Source organism: Streptococcus mitis NCTC 12261, from assembly GCF_000148585.2.
GTDB classification, from domain to species: domain Bacteria; phylum Bacillota; class Bacilli; order Lactobacillales; family Streptococcaceae; genus Streptococcus; species Streptococcus mitis.
Genome location: NZ_CP028414.1, coordinates 1,231,915 through 1,250,226, shown reverse-complemented (window position 1 = coordinate 1,250,226; position 18,312 = coordinate 1,231,915). Strand labels below are relative to the sequence as shown.

Below are 18,312 nucleotides of genomic sequence, written 5' to 3'. Positions count from 1 at the left end.
ATATTAAAGTAGTTCAGGAAGTGGATACATATGAAACAGTTTGTCAAATCGCTCTCGAAAAACTCACTTTTATTGTGGTGGTTGACGATTTTTAATCATCTAGCTTTAATGATTTATATTTATTATAGGATTCCTCTGGACTTTTCGACAGATTTTTCCTTGCAGATGGTTTTATTGCTGATTATTGCTTTAATTGTATTTAGCTATATTTGTAATATTGTGACCTTTCGGTATAGTGAGTTGAAACTTTGGTTGCTCCTGATGATGTTTCTCATTAGCTGGCAATCCATATTTAATCAAGGAGTTGCGAGCACCCTGTTGCACTTTTTTGATATTCTTCATCCTCTCAACTCTTTTTTATTGGTGTATAGTTCTCTGTCTATTATCTTTCTGGGAGAGAAAATAGGAGAAGAACTGTTGAGTGTGTCCTTTGTGTTGACACTAATCACCATTAGTTCGTATCTGTTAAGTCCTTCAATTTTTTTATTTCTGTCCTTGTTTGCGTCTTTCTTTTTAAACCTTGTTCCCTTGATTTTACTGATTTTATATCATAAAGAGTTGAAAAGTAAACTCAAGTATCAGAGACGAAATTTGTGGATATTAGCTTTGATATTGCCTCTTTCTTATTTCTTTTTGTATATCAATACGAGGGGCTCAGGAGTGATGAACCTAGTCTGGTATCTAGAAATTCTTGGTATCTTAGCTTTTTTACACTTCAAAACGATTGTCAGCTCTCTTCAAAAAAGGGTATCAGAGTTGAAATTGTCCTATATAAAAGCTTTTTCACGCTTGTTTTTACTGCTTATGTTTTTGTTAGTAGGCATTTTCATCATCTTTCGTCTAGACTTAAACACGAGCTTTTTGGTATTGAATATCATGTTACTATTGTTCGGGATTTGTTCGGAAGAATTGATTCGCCTTTTTCGTTCTGCTGAAATGCTAGATGCTAGGGATTATGTAAAAGTTCTCTTTTTAAAGCGTAACCGCATGGTGAAAAGTCTGCTGGCAAATGAAGACACAGAACAACAGTTCTCGGAATTTCTTCACAATGAAATCCTGCAAAATGTGATGGCGATAAAAAATTTCAATAAATATAGTATCAATCGGGCTTTTGGTGAACAGATCAATCTGGTGACAGAGGAGTTGGTTCAGCGGATTCGTGAGCGGATGGATTATTATCAGCCAATGGTAGAAACAGACGAGCAGTTAGACATACAGTATCAAGGGCTGATTAATCGGATTGTCAAGCGCTATCACGCAGAAAATGAAGTCGTCACACAGTTTCCTGTCCACTTTAGGCTTTTATCTCCTTACGATAAAATTACCTATCGTCTGGTTGAGGAATTGGCGACCAATGCCGTTAAGTACGCTAGTGGTGGAAGGATTTCTTTGAAGATTGATATGCATGATGACGCTCTTTTTATCATTTCTGAAAATGACTGCCTTCAAACAGAAAAATCCTTAGGTTATGGCTTGAAAAATATGTCTAATAAAATTAGTGTTTTAGGTGGTCAAATGCAGATTTTTGAAAATAACAAGAGATTTCGTGTAGAAATTACTCTCCCGATTGATAAGGAGTTGTGTTATGAAAATTTTGTTAATTGATGATCATAAATTATTTAGCCAAAGTATCAAGATGATTTTAGAGTTATCGGAAAACATTAAAAAGGTCCAGTTAGTGGATAATTTTTCGACTATTTCGGAGATTGCTTTTAATGACTACGACATTATTTTGATTGACATCAACCTGACGAGTCTGTATCAAGCTGATGGGCTGACCTTGGCACAAGAGATTATTGACAATGGTTGTTCTAGTAAGGTTGTGATTTTGACGGGATACAGCAAAAAGATGTATGAACACCGAGCTAAAGCTATGGGGGCTTATGGATTTCTAGATAAAAGTATGGATCCAGATGAGTTGGTGAAAAAACTGGAAAAGATTTATCTAGGAGGTAAGATCTTTTCAGATGAAGTGATGGTAGAGGTGCTAACACCACGAGAAATCGAGATACTAGAACTGGTTAGAAATGGCTTGACTATTGATGATGTCTGTGACAAGGTCTATGTGAGTAAACGTACAGTTTCCAATCACCTGGCCAATATCTTTTCAAAATTAGGAGTGGCTAACAGGCAGGAGGCGATTCATATCGCTGAGCAGTTGGGCTATTTTCCACCAGATTAAAAAGTTGCAGAAGATGCAGCTTTTTTAATTTCTGCGATACTTCTTGTGTGGTCTCTTCTTGAAAAAAACACAAAATTTTGCTAGAATGAGTCTTATGAAAACATTCTATGATGTGCAGCAATTCCTCAAACGATTTGGTATTATTGTTTACATGGGAAAACGCTTATATGATATTGAACTGATGAAGTTGGAACTCTCTCGGATTTACGATGCAGGGTTGATGGACAAATTAGACTATCTAGAGGCAGAAGCGGTTCTACGCAGAGAGCACAAGGTAGAATTGGATTATATTGAGAAAAATGGAGAAAAGAACTAATGGTTACTTGGATTTTGTGGGCACTTATACTGGCAATGTTGGCATGGATGGGCTTTAACTATCTTCGTATTCGCCGTGCGGCTAAAATTGTGGACAATGAGGAATTTGAAGCCTTGATTCGTACAGGTCAATTGATTGATTTGCGTGATCCAGCAGAATTCCACAGAAAACATATCCTTGGTGCCCGCAATATTCCTTCAAGTCAGTTGAAGACTAGTCTTGCAGCCCTGCGTAAAGACAAACCTGTCCTTCTCTACGAAAACCAACGTGCGCAACGAGTTACAAATGCAGCTCTTTACTTGAAAAAACAAGGCTTTTCTGAGATTTATATCCTTTCTTATGGCTTGGATTCTTGGAAAGGGAAAGTGAAGACTAGCTAATCTTATTTCCAAATTAGTCGAATGATAGGATGAAGCTATTGTTTTATAGTATAATTAATTTGTATAAAATTTAAGGAGTTCTTAGAACATGAAAGAAAAGAAGAAAAATCCACTTTTTGTGGGCATCTTGTCGATTATTCTTGGTTTGTTATTTCCGTTGGGAGGTATTGGTTTAGGTATTACCAGTTTATTGTATGCTAACTCACTTCAAAAAGAATCTGGACTAGACTATAAAACAGAAAAAATTATAGCTATTGTAGGGATTGTAGTTTCCGTAATTAATTGGGTTTTAGGATTGATTCTTTTTATGAATTAAGTAGTGTAAAACAAAAAAGCTTTATTTGAAAGCTTTTTTGTTTTATCCACTTTTCTCTAAGTAGTTTTTAATGATTTTCAATTCCTCTTGGTTCAAGGGACGGTATTGACCTTCTGCTAGTTCTGGGTCTAATGTAAACTCACCGAACTGAATTCGTTTGAGTGAGGTCACCTTGACACCAACCGAGAGAAACATTTTCTTAACCTGATGAAATTTTCCTTCTGAAATGGTGATAGAAGCTTGACTGAGGGAAGGACTTGCAGATAGAATCTCTAGTCTTGCAGGTTTACAGACAGTGCCATCTAAAAAGACAATTCCCTTTTGAAAGGCTTGGATATGGTCAGGTGTCAGAAGTCCATTAACCTCAACCTGATAAGTTTTATCGACATGATATTGGGGATGGAGGAGCTGAAAGCCCAAAGGACCGTTATCAGTCAAGAGGAGGAGTCCTGTCGTATCTCGGTCCAGTCGGCCGACGGCATAGAGCATGTCAGACTGGATGTCAGGCGGAAGGAGGTCCATGACGGTTGGAAGTTCCCTGTCTTTATTGGCTGTAACGACACCAGTAGGTTTATGAAGCATAAGATAGGTGTGTTCATAGCCTTGAATGATTCGACCCTGAAAAAGGAGTTCTTGTAGCCCTGTATCGATATTTTGAGCTAGGGAGCGGGCTGGGCAACCATCGACTAGAATTTCCCCTTTGAGTAAGGCTTGTTTCATGGCTTTTCGGCTGATTTTTTCTTGGGCTAATAAATTATCTAAACGCATACTGTGCCTATCTTATCATAAGTCGCTTGCTTTGAAAAGGCTTGACGTGAAAAGAAAAGCACAGTGAAAACATTTACACTTGCTTGAGTTATGTTATTTACCTGAAATTATGGTATAATCGTTCAGTTAGAAAATAAATTTTGAATATTATAGAGGAAATCATGACAAAATTAAGAGAAGATATCCGTAACATTGCGATTATCGCCCACGTTGACCACGGTAAAACAACCCTTGTTGACGAATTATTGAAACAATCAGAAACGCTTGATGCACGTACTGAATTGGCTGAGCGTGCTATGGACTCAAACGATATCGAAAAAGAGCGTGGAATTACCATCCTTGCTAAAAATACAGCCGTTGCCTATAACGGAACTCGTATCAATATCATGGACACACCAGGACACGCGGACTTCGGTGGAGAAGTTGAGCGTATCATGAAAATGGTTGACGGTGTTGTTTTGGTCGTAGATGCCTACGAAGGAACAATGCCACAGACTCGTTTTGTATTGAAAAAAGCCTTGGAACAAGACCTTGTCCCAATCGTGGTTGTTAACAAAATCGACAAACCATCAGCTCGCCCAGCTGAAGTAGTGGACGAAGTCTTGGAGCTTTTCATCGAGCTTGGTGCAGATGATGACCAGCTTGATTTCCCAGTAGTGTATGCTTCAGCAATCAACGGAACTTCTTCATTGTCAGATGACCCAGCTGACCAAGAAGCTACTATGGCACCAATCTTTGACACGATTATTGACCATATCCCAGCTCCAGTAGATAACTCAGATGAGCCTTTGCAGTTCCAAGTATCACTTTTGGACTACAATGACTTCGTTGGTCGTATCGGTATCGGTCGTGTCTTCCGTGGTACTGTTAAAGTTGGGGACCAAGTTACCCTTTCTAAACTTGATGGTACAACTAAAAACTTCCGTGTTACAAAACTCTTTGGTTTCTTTGGTTTGGAACGTCGTGAAATTCAAGAAGCCAAAGCAGGTGACTTGATTGCCGTTTCAGGTATGGAAGATATCTTTGTCGGCGAAACTATTACTCCGACAGACGCAGTTGAAGCTCTTCCAATCCTACACATCGATGAGCCAACTCTTCAAATGACTTTCTTGGTCAACAACTCACCATTTGCTGGTAAAGAAGGTAAATGGGTGACTTCTCGTAAGGTGGAAGAACGTTTGCAGGCAGAATTGCAAACAGACGTTTCCCTTCGTGTTGACCCAACTGATTCACCAGATAAATGGACTGTTTCAGGACGTGGAGAATTGCACTTGTCAATCCTTATCGAAACAATGCGTCGTGAGGGATATGAACTTCAAGTATCTCGTCCAGAAGTTATCGTAAAAGAAATCGATGGTGTTAAATGTGAACCATTTGAACGTGTTCAAATCGACACTCCAGAAGAATACCAAGGATCTGTTATCCAAAGCCTTTCTGAACGTAAGGGTGAAATGTTGGATATGATTTCAACTGGTAATGGTCAAACTCGTTTGGTCTTCCTTGTTCCAGCGCGTGGTTTAATCGGATACTCAACTGAGTTCTTGTCAATGACTCGTGGTTACGGTATCATGAACCATACCTTTGACCAATACTTGCCATTGATTCCAGGGGAAATTGGTGGTCGTCACCGTGGTGCCCTTGTTTCTATCGATGCTGGTAAGGCTACAACTTACTCAATCATGTCTATCGAAGAACGTGGTACGATCTTTGTCAACCCAGGTACTGAGGTTTATGAAGGAATGATCATCGGTGAAAATTCTCGTGAAAACGACTTGACAGTTAACATCACTAAGGCGAAACAAATGACTAACGTTCGTTCAGCTACTAAGGACCAAACAGCTGTTATCAAGACACCTCGTATCTTGACACTTGAAGAGTCTCTTGAGTTCTTGAACGACGACGAGTACATGGAAGTAACGCCTGAGTCTATCCGTTTGCGTAAACAAATCCTTAACAAGGCAGAGCGTGAGAAAGCTAACAAGAAGAAAAAATCAGCTGAATAAGAGCTAGAAAGAGATAAAGATGGTTTATTTAATCATAGGACTCCTCTTATTACTACTCTATGTATTTGCGACACCAGAAAGCATTAAAGGGACAGTCAATATCGTCCTTGTCGTCTTTGCTTTCGTAGCACTCTTGATTTTGCTGATGTTGTCTGTCCTGCAAATTTTTCAGCTACCGACAGAATTCTTTATCGCAATCGCCATGCTCTTCCTAGCATACTTTAGCTTGCGAGATATTACCCTCATGTCGGTTAGTAAAAACAAAAGAAGATAAAAAGAGAGCTTTGGCTCTCTTTTTGTTTGTTAGAATGCTGAATCTGAGCATTTTCGTTTAGAATTATTTCCATAAAAATGGTAAAATAGTAAGAGTAGAAATGGAGTTCGAGACATGAAAGTAATAGATCAATTTAAAAATAAGAAAGTCCTTGTTTTAGGTTTGGCCAAGTCAGGTGAATCTGCAGCTCGTTTGTTGGACAAGCTAGGTGCCATTGTGACAGTAAATGACGGGAAACCTTTCGAGGACAATCCAGCTGCCCAAAGTTTGCTGGAAGAAGGGATCAAGGTCATTACAGGTGGCCATCCATTGGAACTTTTGGATGAAGAGTTTGCCCTCATGGTGAAAAATCCAGGTATCCCCTACAGCAATCCCATGATTGAAAAGGCTTTGGCCAAGGGAATTCCAGTCTTGACTGAGGTGGAATTAGCTTATTTGATTTCTGAAGCACCGATTGTTGGTATTACTGGTTCGAACGGTAAAACAACCACAACGACTATGATTGGGGAAGTTTTGACTGCTGCTGGCCAACATGGTCTTTTATCAGGAAATATCGGCTATCCTGCTAGTCAGGTTGCACAAACTGCGTCAGACAAGGACACGCTTGTCATGGAACTTTCTTCTTTCCAACTGATGGGTGTTCAAGAATTCCATCCTGAGATTGCGGTTATTACCAACCTCATGCCAACTCATATCGATTATCATGGTTCTTTTGAGGAATATGTAGCAGCCAAGTGGAATATCCAGAACAAGATGACAGCGGCTGATTTCCTTGTCTTGAACTTTAATCAAGACTTGGCAAAAGAATTGGCAAGAAAAACACAAGCTACCGTTGTACCATTCTCAACACAGGAAAAGGTTGATGGAGCTTATCTGGAAGATGGTCAACTCTACTTCCGTGGGGAAGTGGTCATGGCAGCGAATGAAATCGGAGTTCCAGGTAGCCACAATGTGGAAAATGCCCTTGCGACGATTGCTGTAGCCAAGCTTCGTGGTGTGGATAACCAAACCATCAAAGAAACTCTTTCAGCCTTTGGAGGTGTCAAACACCGTCTCCAATTTGTGGATGAAATCAAGGGTGTCAAATTCTATAATGATAGCAAGTCAACCAATATCTTGGCTACTCAAAAAGCCTTGTCAGGATTTGACAACAGCAAGGTCATTTTGATTGCAGGTGGTTTGGACCGTGGCAATGAGTTTGACGAATTGGTGCCAGATATTACTGGACTCAAGAAGATGGTCATCCTTGGTCAGTCTGCAGAACGTGTTAAACGGGCAGCAGACAAGGCTGGTGTGGCATATGTGGATGCGACTGATATTGCAGATGCGACCCGCAAGGCCTACGAGCTTGCGACTCAAGGAGATGTGGTTCTTCTCAGTCCTGCCAATGCCAGCTGGGATATGTATGCTAACTTTGAAGTACGTGGCGACCTCTTTATCGACACAGTAGCGGAGTTAAAGGAATAATATGAAAAAAATTGTCTTTACAGGTGGGGGGACGGTTGGACACGTGACCCTTAACCTTTTGTTAATGCCTAAGTTCATCGAAGATGGTTGGGAAGTCCACTATATCGGGGACAAGCGTGGTATCGAACACCAAGAAATCCTCAAGTCAGGTTTGGATGTTACCTTCCATTCTATTGCGACTGGAAAATTGCGTCGCTATTTCTCTTGGCAAAATATGCTGGACGTCTTTAAAGTTGGCTGGGGAATTGTCCAATCTCTTTTTATCATGTTGCGACTTCGTCCACAGGCCCTTTTTTCAAAGGGGGGCTTTGTCTCTGTGCCGCCTGTTATCGCTGCGCGTGTGTCAGGAGTGCCTGTCTTTATTCACGAATCTGACCTATCTATGGGCTTGGCTAATAAAATTGCCTATAAATTTGCGACTAAGATGTATTCAACCTTTGAGCAAGCTTCAAGTTTGTCTAAGGTCGAGCATGTGGGGGCAGTGACAAAGGTTTCAGACCAAAAAAATTCAGAACCAGATGAATTGGTGGATATCCAAACCCACTTTAATCCTAAATTGCCAACTGTATTGTTTGTCGGTGGTTCTGCAGGCGCTCGTGTCTTTAACCAATTGGTGACAGACTATAAGAAAGAACTGACAGAGCGCTACAATATTATCAATCTAACTGGAGATTCTAGCCTGAATGAGTTGAGCCAAAATCTCTTTCGTGTTGACTATGTGACCAATCTCTATCAACCCTTGATGGAATTGGCTGATATTGTTGTGACACGTGGTGGTGCCAATACGATTTTTGAGCTCTTGGCCATGGCAAAATTGCATGTTATTGTGCCACTTGGTCGTGAAGCTAGTCGTGGTGACCAGATTGAAAATGCAGCTTACTTTGTAAAAAAAGGCTATGCAGAAGAGCTTCAAGAAAGCGATTTGACCTTGGACAGTTTGGAAGAGAAGCTTTCTCACTTACTAAGCCACAAGGAAGACTATCAAGCCAAGATGAAGGCTTCTAAGGAATTGAAATCTCTAGCAGATTTTTATCAATTGTTAAAAAAAGATTTATCATAAGGAAAGTAAATGTCAAAAGATAAGAAAAATGAGGGCAAAGAAATCCTCGAAGAATTTAAAGAGTTATCAGAATGGCAGAAACGAAACCAAGAATATCTAAAAAAGAAGGCTGAGGAAGAAGTAGCCCTAGCTGAGGAGAAGGAAAAGGAAAGACAAGCTCGAATGGCTTCAAAATCTGAAAAGTCAGATGCAACTGAGGACCAAGAGAGTGAATCTGATCCAAAAGACTCAAAATCAGCTAAGGAAGAGTCTGAAGAAAAAGTAGAAGAGTCAGAAGACGTCAAAAAAGAAGTACCCAAAGAAGAACCAAAATCCAAAGAGCCAAAGAAACAGAATAAACAGGATAAAAAACTAGAGAAAAAGCCTGTAAAGGAAAAACCGGTCAAACCGAAAATTCCAGGAGTTCATATCTGGCGGGCTATCTCGATTTTGTTTCTCAGTCTGATTTTATTGGTTGTCTCTGCTTATTTGCTTAGTCCTTATGCGACCATGAAGGATATTCGTGTTGAGGGAACAGTGCAAACTACAGATGATGATATTCTACAGGCTTCAGGCATTCAGGATTCGGATTATACGATTAACCTTCTGCTAGATAAGGCAAAATATGAAGAGCAGATTAAGTCTAATTATTGGGTTGAATCAGCTCAGCTTGTCTATCAATTTCCAACCAAGTTTACAATCAAGGTCAAGGAATATGATATTGTGGCCTACTATGTTTCTGGAGAAAATCATTATCCAATTCTTTCAAGTGGTCAGCTTGAAACCAGTTCGGTCAGTTTGGTGAGTCTGCCAGAAACTTATATATCAGTTCTCTTTAATGACAGCGAACAAATCAAGACCTTTACCTCAGAACTTGCTCAAATTAGCCCAGAACTCAAAGCAGCCATCGAAAAGGTGGAACTAGCCCCAAGCAAGGTGACATCAGATTTAATTCGATTGACTATGAATGATTCGGACGAAGTCTTGGTTCCCCTTTCTGAAATGAGTAAGAAATTGCCTTATTACAGTAAAATTAAGCCTCAATTGTCAGAACCAAGTGTGATTGACATGGAAGCTGGAATTTACAGCTACACAGTGGCGGATAAATTAATTATGGAGGCTGAGGAAAAAGCCAAACAAGAGGCTAAGGAAGCTGAGAAGAAACAAAAAGAGGAAGAGAAGAAAAGACTGGAAGAACAGCAGAATAAATTAGAAGAGGAAAGGAAAAAGCTGGAGGAAGAGGGCAATCAAAACCAAACGACCCGACGTTCATCGCGCCGCTAGGTTTAGCTTTTCTCTTGTAGTTCTTCAGTGGTCATGTTTTTACTTGACAAGTTCTAGTAGAAATAATAGAATAGTAAAAAACCTTTAAAGCAGTCCAGAGAGGCAGCTAAGGTTAGACGGTGAAAGGGTGGAGACTACCCATTTTTCGTGGAACCTTGCTGTTGGCAGGTTCCTTTTTTCGTGGCTTCTTGTGGCCAGACTCTCTCACTAGCAAAGGTAAAAGGAGAAACCTATGCGAGAACATCGTCCAGTTATTGCTCTTGATTTTCCTAGTTTTGAGGCGGTCAAGGAATTTTTAGCTCTTTTTCCAGCAGAAGAAAGCCTTTATCTTAAGGTAGGGATGGAGCTTTATTACGCAACGGGGCCTGAGATTGTCTCTTACTTGAAAGACCAGGGGCACAGTGTCTTTTTGGATCTCAAGCTGCATGACATTCCCAATACAGTTAAGTCAGCTATGAAGGTCTTATCTCAGCTTGGAGTGGATATGACCAATGTTCATGCTGCTGGGGGTGTAGAGATGATGAAGGCTGCGCGTGAAGGTCTTGGAAGTCAAGCAAAATTGATAGCTGTAACGCAGCTTACATCAACGTCAGAAACTCAGATGCAGGACTTTCAAAACATCCAAACCAGCCTGCAAGAGTCTGTAATACATTATGCCAAGAAGACAGCTGAAGCTGGCTTGGATGGTGTCGTTTGCTCGGCTCAGGAAGTGCAACTCATCAAGCAGGCCACCAATCCAGATTTTATCTGTCTGACACCGGGCATTCGTCCTCAGGGAGCAGCGATTGGAGACCAAAAACGCGTCATGACGCCAGCGGATGCTTATCAAATCGGTAGTGACTATATCGTAGTGGGACGTCCCATTACCCAAGCTGAGAATCCTGTTGCAGCTTATCATGCCATCAAGGATGAATGGACACAGGACTGGAATTAAAGAACTAGATTAGAAAAATAAAAGGAGAAGACCATGACACTTGCTAAAGATATCGCTAGCCACCTCTTGAAAATTCAAGCCGTTTACCTCAAACCAGAGGAGCCTTTCACTTGGGCATCTGGTATCAAGTCACCGATTTACACTGATAATCGTGTGACACTAGCCTATCCTGAAACGCGTACTCTAATTGAAAATGGTTTTGTAGATGCTATCAAAGAAGCCTTTCCAGAGGTAGAAGTGATTGCAGGAACTGCGACAGCAGGGATTCCTCACGGAGCCATCATTGCTGACAAGATGAATCTGCCATTTGCCTACATCCGTAGCAAACCAAAAGACCACGGAGCTGGTAACCAAATCGAAGGCCGCGTAGCTCAGGGGCAAAAGATGGTAGTGGTTGAAGATCTTATTTCAACAGGTGGTTCTGTTCTTGAAGCAGTAGCAGCAGCAAAACGAGAAGGAGCAGATGTGCTTGGAGTTGTAGCGATTTTCAGCTACCAATTGCCAAAAGCAGATAAGAACTTCTCAGATGCAGGTGTTAAACTTGTGACGCTTTCTAACTACAGTGAATTGATTCATCTAGCCCAAGAAGAAGGCTATATCACACCAGAAGGCTTGGATCTCCTAAAACGCTTTAAAGAAGACCAAGAAAATTGGCAAGATGCTTAAGACATAGAAAATCAGGTAGTCACTAGGATTACCTGATTTTGTTTTTAATACTAAAGTTGAGCGATAACTTCCTCAGTTGTCAAAACTTGGTTGGCAATGTAGCCGTAGTTTGTTAGTGCAGCTTGGTAGGCTTCTTCACCTGGAGCACCGACAGCATCGTTAACAACAATGACATTGTAGCCTAATTCTATGAGTTCACGCATGTGTGAATCCACGCAGAGATTAGCATTCATACCAGCCAAGATGACGGTGTCGATACCATTTTTGCGGAGTTGAAGGTTAAGGTCGTTGCTTTCTGGGCCAAAGATTTTATGTCCGTTGACAACAATAGTATCTTCATCCAAAAATGGTTTAATCTCTTCAATCATATCTGCTCCAGAGCCTTCTGGAATTGCTGAATACTGGCTATCACGCCAAAACATTTCGTTTTCAATCATCATCGTTTCACCAGCAGCTTTAAATTGCCACTTGTGATCGTGTGGATAGAAGTAGTGCGGTGAGATAAAACGCTTGTAGCCACGCTCTTTAGCAAGAGCGAAAAGCTTTGTCAGATTTTCAATAGTATTAACTTTTTCAAGAACATCTTTAGTTGCTCCGAATCCTTTACCAGTAGATTTTAAGAATTCAACTTGCGGGTCTGTGATAACAAATGCGACATTTTTCTGATTGAACATGAGGTTCCTCCTAATATGATTTGATTAACAGCCAATAGGAATTTAGACTGTTAGTTTGATGATTTTCCAAATGGTAGTTTTAGTTACATACTGACCGTTCGGTACAATTATAATAACATCTAGAATTGAATTTGTAAATCAATTTGCTCAGAACAAAAATTTTAATGATAAAACAGTGGCAAAAGGAGGTGGTTTCAATTGTTTGGTCTCAGACTCTGAATCTGCTATAATAGGAAAAAAGAGAGGTGAGCAGATGAGCGTTAAAGAGCGTATTTTACAAAGTGCTGAGGAATTGATTTATCAGAAGGGTTATGATGCCACCTCCATCAGTGACATCATGGAGGTGGCTGATGTTGGCAAGGGGCAGCTTTATTATTATTTCAAATCTAAGAAGGAAATTGGTTTGACGGTCATTCAAGATATTTTAGCAAAGTGGCGAAAAGAGCTTTTTGAAGATATTTTTGAAGCAGACAAGTCTGACAGTGACAAGTTTTCGGATATGATTGACTGGGTTTGTCAATTTCATGAAAGTCAGACAGTCTTTTATGGTTGCCCAATTGGTAATCTGATTGTGGAATTGTCCACAGAAGATGAGAACTTCCGCTGTCCTCTCAATGATTTTATGACCCAGTGGACAGAGAAGTTAGCCAGCCTCTTGCAAGACCTGCATGCTGACTGGTCAGAAGAACGGTCGCAGTTGCAGGCCCGTCAAGTCATCTCCAGTATTCAAGGCAGCATTGTCATTCTCAAAGTCAGCCAAGACATCCAAGTTTTAGAAAATAATATGACGGATTTGAAAAAGAATTATTGTTAATTTTTAGCCGAAGAATTAAAAGTATGTTAATTTATGGATTGTGGTTAAGAGGTAAGAATGACAACAGATATTAAAACTGAAATTGGTCATAGAGTAAGACAGGAACGTGAACGTCACAAATTGACGAGAGAAGAGATCTGTGGACAGAAGCTGACTTAATAATCAAACAGCTGATGCGTACTGAGCTTGGGCAATCCTTGCCAACAATTACTAAGTTACAATATTTATCTAAGCGATTAGAAGTTCCGATAGATACTTTTCTTGAAAATAAAGAACTAGCTCTTCCTGAGGAATACTTTAAGATAAAGTACCGTATCATGAAGTCTCCAGTATAGTATATGGAGATTCCAAGCGTATTACGGAAAAACTAACTTTAATTGAGGAAGTTTATAATTGTTACGGTGACATCCTTCCTGAAGAAGAGTTGCTGAGTCTAGACTTGATTGAAAGAATATTAGGCTTGATAAGAACAGGGACAGGTAGTTTCGCTGAAGATATTTTTGATGATTATTTTAAGCAAGTAACACTAAAGCAAGTTTACACATTCAATGATTTACTATTAATTGATTATTTTGCTATGCAATGTCAAGACTTGATTTATAGAAGAGAGCATTAGATGATTTTCGGATTAAGTTGTTGAAACAGCAATTAGTTAGTGATGAAATGTATAATGTAGAGCTACTATCAGTTCTTTGTGCCATAGCGGTTGTTTATGTTGTTCATAATGACTATAAACATATGATATCTCTAGTAAAAAGATGAATGAAATTTTATCAGTAACAACGTTGCAAGTCTATAAACCTGGAATTTCAGTATTTGAAGCTAAGTGCTATCTTTATTTTGAAAATGATAAAAATAAAGCAAAGGAACTTTATCACTCAGCAACTATACTAGCTGAACAATTTGATGATAAAGTATTAGAAAATGAAAAGATTATTTGAATTTCCATAACTTAAGAAAGTTCATCATTTTTAATTATCTCTGTAAAATGATTGAAAGTATGAAATTTCCAAACAAAATATTTGAAAAGTTTTGAAAAAAGAGTTAAGATATTTTTGTAACATACAAAGTAAACGCTTACTTATTAAGGAGGGCATTTTATGTCATACAAAACAAGCAATGCAGAAGGTCATGTAGATTTCATTAATACCTATGATTTGGAGCCAATGGCGCAACAAGTTATTCCTAAAGCAGCATTTGGCTATATCGCTAGTGGGGCGGAAGATACTTTCACTTTGCGTGAGAATATTCGTGCCTTTAACCACAAACTCATCGTTCCTCATACACTTTGCAATGTAGAAAATCCAAGTACAGAGATTGAATTTGCAGGTGAAAAATTGTCTTCACCAATCATTATGGCGCCTGTTGCAGCTCATAAATTGGCAAATGAACAAGGTGAAGTGGCGACTGCGCGTGGTGTGCATGAGTTTGGTTCTCTTTACACAACTAGCTCTTACTCTACTGTAGATCTTCCAGAAATTACGGAAGCCCTTCAAGGGACACCTCATTGGTTCCAATTTTACTTTAGTAAAGATGATGGAATCAACCGCCACATCATGGACCGTGTGAAGGCTGAAGGTTATAAAGCGATTGTCTTGACGGCAGATGCGACTGTAGGGGGCAATCGTGAGGTGGACAAACGTAATGGTTTTGTCTTCCCAGTTGGCATGCCGATTGTTGAAGAATACCTGCCAGAAGGTGCTGGTAAATCAATGGACTTTGTTTACAAATCAGCTAAACAACGCTTGTCTCCACGTGATGTAGAATTTATCGCTGAATACTCAGGACTTCCTGTTTATGTCAAGGGACCACAATGCCGTGAGGACGTTGAACGTTCGCTTGCTGCAGGTGCTTCTGGTATCTGGGTGACCAACCATGGTGGCCGTCAAATCGACGGTGGACCAGCTGCCTTCGATTCACTTCAAGAAGTAGCTGAAGCAGTTGATAAACGTGTGCCAATTGTCTTTGACTCTGGTATTCGTCGTGGCCAACACGTCTTTAAAGCCTTGGCTTCAGGAGCAGACTTGGTAGCTATTGGCCGCCCGGTTATCTATGGCTTGGCTCTCGGCGGTAGTGTTGGTGTGCGTCAAGTCTTTGAACACTTGAATGCAGAATTGAAGACAGTTATGCAGTTATCTGGAACTCAGACTATTGAAGATGTCAAACACTTCAAACTCCGTCACAACCCATACAATCCAACCTTCCCAGTTGACCCTCGTGACTTAAAATTGTATTGATAAAATAGCTTGCCTCCACTTGATGTGGAGGTTTTTCTTCGTCTATAGGAAGAATAAATCACCATTGAAATCTATATAAATATATTTTTCAGTCAAATATCTTGCTAGGGCTTTCATTTTTTGCTATACTGGTCCAGTAATTAAATAATAAAGACATTTGGGGTGCTTTAGGCTGAGATGATACCCATTGAACCTGATACAGTTAAGACTGGCGAAGGGAAATGTGAAACGTTTTTTCGTATGGCGAAATGAACAATCTAATCTTGTAAGCTAAACTCTAATTCTTGATTGTAATTGGAGTTTTTTTGTTTATATAAGCTGAATGAAGGTGATACAAAGCATTTAGGTAGCTCTTCTTGAACGCCCTTGATTTTCTTTAAAAAGGTCAAGTAAAACTAGGATTTTCTTGATGTTTTGTTGATTACGAACGAGTAAAGAGAGGAAAAGTAAATATGGAAACACAAGACTATGCATTTCAGCCAGGTTTGACTGTTGGAGAATTATTAAAAAGTAGTCAGAAGGATTGGCAGGCTGCAATCAATCATCGTTTTGTTAAGGAACTTTTTGCGGGGACAATTGAGAATAAGGTCTTAAAAGAATACCTAATTCAAGATTATCACTTCTTTGATGCCTTCTTATCCATGCTGGGTGCCTGCGTAGCCCACGCAGACCAGCTTGAATCCAAGCTTCGTTTTGCCAAGCAACTAGGCTTTCTTGAAGCAGATGAAGACGGTTATTTCCAGAAGGCTTTCAAAGAGTTAAAAGTATCTGAGAATGATTATCTGGAAGTGACCTTGCATCCTGTAACAAAAGCCTTTCAGGATCTAATGTATTCGGCAGTGGATTCATCAAACTATGCACATCTTTTGGTCATGCTGGTCATTGCAGAAGGTCTCTATTTAGACTGGGGTTCTAAAGATTTGGCTCTACCTGAAGCCTACATTCATTCGGAATGGATCAATCTCCACAGAGGTCCTTTCTTTGCAGAGTGGGTTCAATTTCTGGTTGATGAACTTAATCGTGTTGGGAAAGGTCTAGAAGATTTGACAGAACTTCAGCAACGCTGGAATCAAGCAGTCGTTTTAGAATTAGCCTTTTTTGATATTGGTTACGATGCCTAGAGAAAGTTTAGGATATTTACAAATTTGATGAGGTAATTCTCTTCGAAAATCAAATTCAAACCACGTCAGCTTCACCTTGCCGTACTCAAGTACAGCCTACGGCTAGCTTCCTAGTTTGCTCTTTGATTTTCATTGAGCATAAATCATTCAATGTAAATAAAAAAATTTCTTAACGAAAGATAGAGATAAATCGAAATCAGTAGATCGTATAAAGTGAAAAGGAAAGATTTCAATATGACAAGTTTAAAATTATTAAAAGAAAAAGCACCTTTGGTCATTTGTATCACCAATGATGTAGTAAAAAATTTCACAGCAAATGGATTAGTAGCACTGGGTGCATCACCAGCCATGAGTGAGTTTCCAGCAGATTTAGAGGATTTGTTAAAGTATGCTGGTGGTTTATTAATAAACATAGGAACATTAACAGATGAAAATTGGAAATTATACCAAGCTGCTCTGAAAATTGCAGAGAAATATAATGTCCCAGCAGTTTTAGATCCTGTAGCCTGTGGAGCAGGAGAATATAGAAAAAAAGTAGCAGATGATCTAATTAACAATTACAAACTAGCAGCGATTAGAGGAAATGCTGGCGAGATTGCCTCTTTAGTAGGAATAAATGTGGAATCTAAAGGAGTAGATAGTGCGGGTGTAGATAATATTGACGAAATTGCTCTAGCAGCAAATGAGAAGTTTAATATTCCAATTGTAGTAACAGGTGAAGTGGATGCTATTGCGGTAAATGGAGAAGTGGTAACGATTCATAATGGTAGTGCCATGATGCCAAAAGTTATTGGGACAGGATGCTTATTAGGTGCTGTAGTAGCAAGCTTTATCGGACTAGAAAAAGGTCAAGAATTGAAATCATTAGAAACAGCAATGTTGGTTTACAATATCGCTGGAGAAATGGCAGAAAAACGTCCAAATGGGCATCTTCCTGGAACATTTAAAGTTGAATTTATAAATGCCTTATACGAGATTACAGACGAAGATGTAAAGAAATTCAAAAGAGTGAAGAAAAATGTTTCATAAAGAATTACTAAAACTATATTTTATTTGTGGAACGACTACTTGCCAAGGAAAAGATCTATATACGGTCGTTGAGGAAGCCTTAAAAGGTGGTATAACCTTATTTCAATTCCGTGAAAAAGGTGAGGGAGCCCTGAAAGGTATAGAAAAAGTCGAACTAGCAATAAAACTACAGGCTCTTTGTAAAAAATATAATGTTCCATTTATCGTTAATGATGATATTGATTTGGCATTGGAAATAGATGCTGATGGCGTACATGTAGGACAAGATGACCTTGGAGTTGATGAAATTAGAAAATTGATGCCAGATAAAATAATTGGTCTTTCTATAAAAAACGAGGAAGAATTTCAACAATCAAAAGTTGAATATGTAGATTATGTTGGTGTTGGTCCTGTATTTGATACCCAGTCAAAGGATGATGCTGGTGGTGCTATAGGTTATGAAGGTCTTAAATTGATGAGAAAACTATTGCCACAAATGCCCTTAGTTGCAATTGGTGGGATACAGACGCAACATATTAAAGACATTATGAAGACCAATGTTGACGGTGTTTCAATCATTTCAGCAATATCGTATGCAAAAAATATAGAAAAAACTGTTCGAGAAATGAGTGAAAAATAGGTATCGATCTAACCAAAGAAAGATCTGCTGTATTTCCAGTTCAATTTCTTGAACTGGAAAAAATCGTTTGTTATAATATTTATATAATTAAATAATAAAGACATTTGGGGTGCTTTAGGCTGAGATGATACCCATTGAACCTGATACAGTTAAGACTGGCGAAGGGAAATGTGAAATGGTTTTGTATTT

General features: G+C 39.3%; 21 protein-coding genes and 2 riboswitches. Of the genes, 19 read left to right on the top strand and 2 right to left on the bottom strand.

Going from position 1 to position 18,312, the window contains the following annotated elements:
- Positions 1-30: 30 nt before the first annotated feature.
- The 5 genes from SM12261_RS06525 (at position 31) to SM12261_RS06500 (ending at position 3,194) form a co-directional block, all read left to right on the top strand.
- Positions 31-1,605 (top strand): sensor histidine kinase, encoded by a 1,575-nt coding sequence (locus SM12261_RS06525; RefSeq protein ID WP_004239283.1) that lies wholly within the window; start codon positions 31-33, stop codon positions 1,603-1,605.
- A complete protein-coding gene (locus SM12261_RS06520; RefSeq protein WP_000698194.1) occupies positions 1,586-2,182 on the top strand; it encodes a response regulator transcription factor in 597 nt (198 codons plus the stop codon). Before SM12261_RS06525 ends, SM12261_RS06520 begins: the two co-directional genes overlap by 20 nt.
- A gap of 85 nt (positions 2,183-2,267) precedes the next feature.
- Entirely contained in the window at positions 2,268-2,498 is a 231-nt protein-coding gene (locus tag SM12261_RS06510; RefSeq protein ID WP_001808324.1) for a YqgQ family protein, read from the top strand.
- A complete protein-coding gene (locus SM12261_RS06505) occupies positions 2,498-2,878 on the top strand; it encodes a rhodanese-like domain-containing protein (RefSeq protein WP_000259256.1) in 381 nt (126 codons plus the stop codon). Before SM12261_RS06510 ends, SM12261_RS06505 begins: the two co-directional genes overlap by 1 nt.
- An 88-nt stretch (positions 2,879-2,966) precedes the next feature.
- Positions 2,967-3,194, top strand: coding sequence for a hypothetical protein (locus SM12261_RS06500; RefSeq protein WP_000660081.1), 228 nt, complete (start codon positions 2,967-2,969; stop codon positions 3,192-3,194).
- A 42-nt stretch (positions 3,195-3,236) separates the two neighbouring features.
- Here the strand turns inward: SM12261_RS06500 and SM12261_RS06495 are convergent, their stop codons facing one another.
- Positions 3,237-3,962 carry a 16S rRNA pseudouridine(516) synthase gene (locus SM12261_RS06495; protein WP_001235011.1) on the bottom strand — a complete coding sequence of 242 codons (726 nt, stop codon included), beginning with the start codon at positions 3,960-3,962 and terminating at the stop codon, positions 3,237-3,239.
- 161 nt (positions 3,963-4,123) lie between these two features.
- On the opposite strand from SM12261_RS06495, the gene typA reads away from it, so the two are divergent.
- The 7 genes from typA (at position 4,124) to pyrE (ending at position 11,629) form a co-directional block, all read left to right on the top strand.
- Positions 4,124-5,965 (top strand): translational GTPase TypA, encoded by a 1,842-nt coding sequence (typA, locus tag SM12261_RS06490; protein WP_000164111.1) that lies wholly within the window; start codon positions 4,124-4,126, stop codon positions 5,963-5,965.
- A gap of 19 nt (positions 5,966-5,984) precedes the next feature.
- Positions 5,985-6,239 carry a DUF3165 family protein gene (locus SM12261_RS06485; protein WP_000262672.1) on the top strand — a complete coding sequence of 85 codons (255 nt, stop codon included), beginning with the start codon at positions 5,985-5,987 and terminating at the stop codon, positions 6,237-6,239.
- Between the two features lie 114 nt (positions 6,240-6,353).
- On the top strand, positions 6,354-7,706 hold the full coding sequence (gene murD / locus SM12261_RS06480) for a UDP-N-acetylmuramoyl-L-alanine--D-glutamate ligase (protein ID WP_078228463.1): 1,353 nt from the start codon (positions 6,354-6,356) through the stop codon (positions 7,704-7,706).
- A gap of 1 nt (position 7,707) precedes the next feature.
- On the top strand, positions 7,708-8,766 hold the full coding sequence (locus SM12261_RS06475; protein WP_000724823.1) for a UDP-N-acetylglucosamine--N-acetylmuramyl-(pentapeptide) pyrophosphoryl-undecaprenol N-acetylglucosamine transferase: 1,059 nt from the start codon (positions 7,708-7,710) through the stop codon (positions 8,764-8,766).
- Between the two features lie 9 nt (positions 8,767-8,775).
- Positions 8,776-10,029, top strand: coding sequence for a cell division protein FtsQ/DivIB (locus SM12261_RS06470; RefSeq protein ID WP_000031175.1), 1,254 nt, complete (start codon positions 8,776-8,778; stop codon positions 10,027-10,029).
- Positions 10,030-10,261: 232 nt separating this feature from the next.
- Complete coding sequence (gene pyrF, locus SM12261_RS06465; protein ID WP_001206736.1) at positions 10,262-10,963, top strand: orotidine-5'-phosphate decarboxylase; 702 nt, start codon at positions 10,262-10,264, stop codon at positions 10,961-10,963.
- A 33-nt stretch (positions 10,964-10,996) separates the two neighbouring features.
- Positions 10,997-11,629: an orotate phosphoribosyltransferase gene (pyrE, locus tag SM12261_RS06460; protein WP_000170898.1), complete on the top strand. Its 633-nt coding sequence runs from the start codon at positions 10,997-10,999 to the stop codon at positions 11,627-11,629.
- 50 nt (positions 11,630-11,679) lie between these two features.
- Here the strand turns inward: pyrE and SM12261_RS06455 are convergent, their stop codons facing one another.
- Entirely contained in the window at positions 11,680-12,303 is a 624-nt protein-coding gene (locus tag SM12261_RS06455) for a cysteine hydrolase family protein (RefSeq protein ID WP_000483067.1), read from the bottom strand.
- 253 nt (positions 12,304-12,556) lie between these two features.
- On the opposite strand from SM12261_RS06455, the gene SM12261_RS06450 reads away from it, so the two are divergent.
- The 7 genes from SM12261_RS06450 (at position 12,557) to thiE (ending at position 18,123) form a co-directional block, all read left to right on the top strand.
- Positions 12,557-13,117 (top strand): TetR/AcrR family transcriptional regulator, encoded by a 561-nt coding sequence (locus tag SM12261_RS06450; protein ID WP_000111604.1) that lies wholly within the window; start codon positions 12,557-12,559, stop codon positions 13,115-13,117.
- Positions 13,118-13,448: 331 nt separating this feature from the next.
- The gene (locus SM12261_RS09430; protein ID WP_158077646.1) at positions 13,449-13,733 is read left to right on the top strand and encodes a hypothetical protein; all 285 of its coding nucleotides are present in this window, start codon (positions 13,449-13,451) and stop codon (positions 13,731-13,733) included.
- A gap of 142 nt (positions 13,734-13,875) precedes the next feature.
- Positions 13,876-14,058 (top strand): hypothetical protein, encoded by a 183-nt coding sequence (locus SM12261_RS06440; protein WP_002877065.1) that lies wholly within the window; start codon positions 13,876-13,878, stop codon positions 14,056-14,058.
- Positions 14,059-14,217: 159 nt separating this feature from the next.
- Positions 14,218-15,354: an L-lactate oxidase gene (gene lctO / locus SM12261_RS06435; protein ID WP_000120723.1), complete on the top strand. Its 1,137-nt coding sequence runs from the start codon at positions 14,218-14,220 to the stop codon at positions 15,352-15,354.
- A gap of 148 nt (positions 15,355-15,502) precedes the next feature.
- Positions 15,503-15,591, top strand: a riboswitch (TPP riboswitch).
- A 215-nt stretch (positions 15,592-15,806) separates the two neighbouring features.
- Entirely contained in the window at positions 15,807-16,475 is a 669-nt protein-coding gene (locus tag SM12261_RS06430) for a TenA family protein (protein WP_000449832.1), read from the top strand.
- Between the two features lie 234 nt (positions 16,476-16,709).
- The gene (gene thiM, locus SM12261_RS06425) at positions 16,710-17,504 is read left to right on the top strand and encodes a hydroxyethylthiazole kinase (protein WP_000202461.1); all 795 of its coding nucleotides are present in this window, start codon (positions 16,710-16,712) and stop codon (positions 17,502-17,504) included.
- Positions 17,494-18,123 (top strand): thiamine phosphate synthase, encoded by a 630-nt coding sequence (gene thiE, locus SM12261_RS06420; RefSeq protein ID WP_000468570.1) that lies wholly within the window; start codon positions 17,494-17,496, stop codon positions 18,121-18,123. The genes thiM and thiE overlap by 11 nt, the downstream gene beginning before the upstream one ends.
- Positions 18,124-18,218: 95 nt before the next feature.
- A riboswitch (TPP riboswitch) is annotated at positions 18,219-18,307 on the top strand.
- The last annotated feature ends 5 nt before the right edge of the window (positions 18,308-18,312 follow it).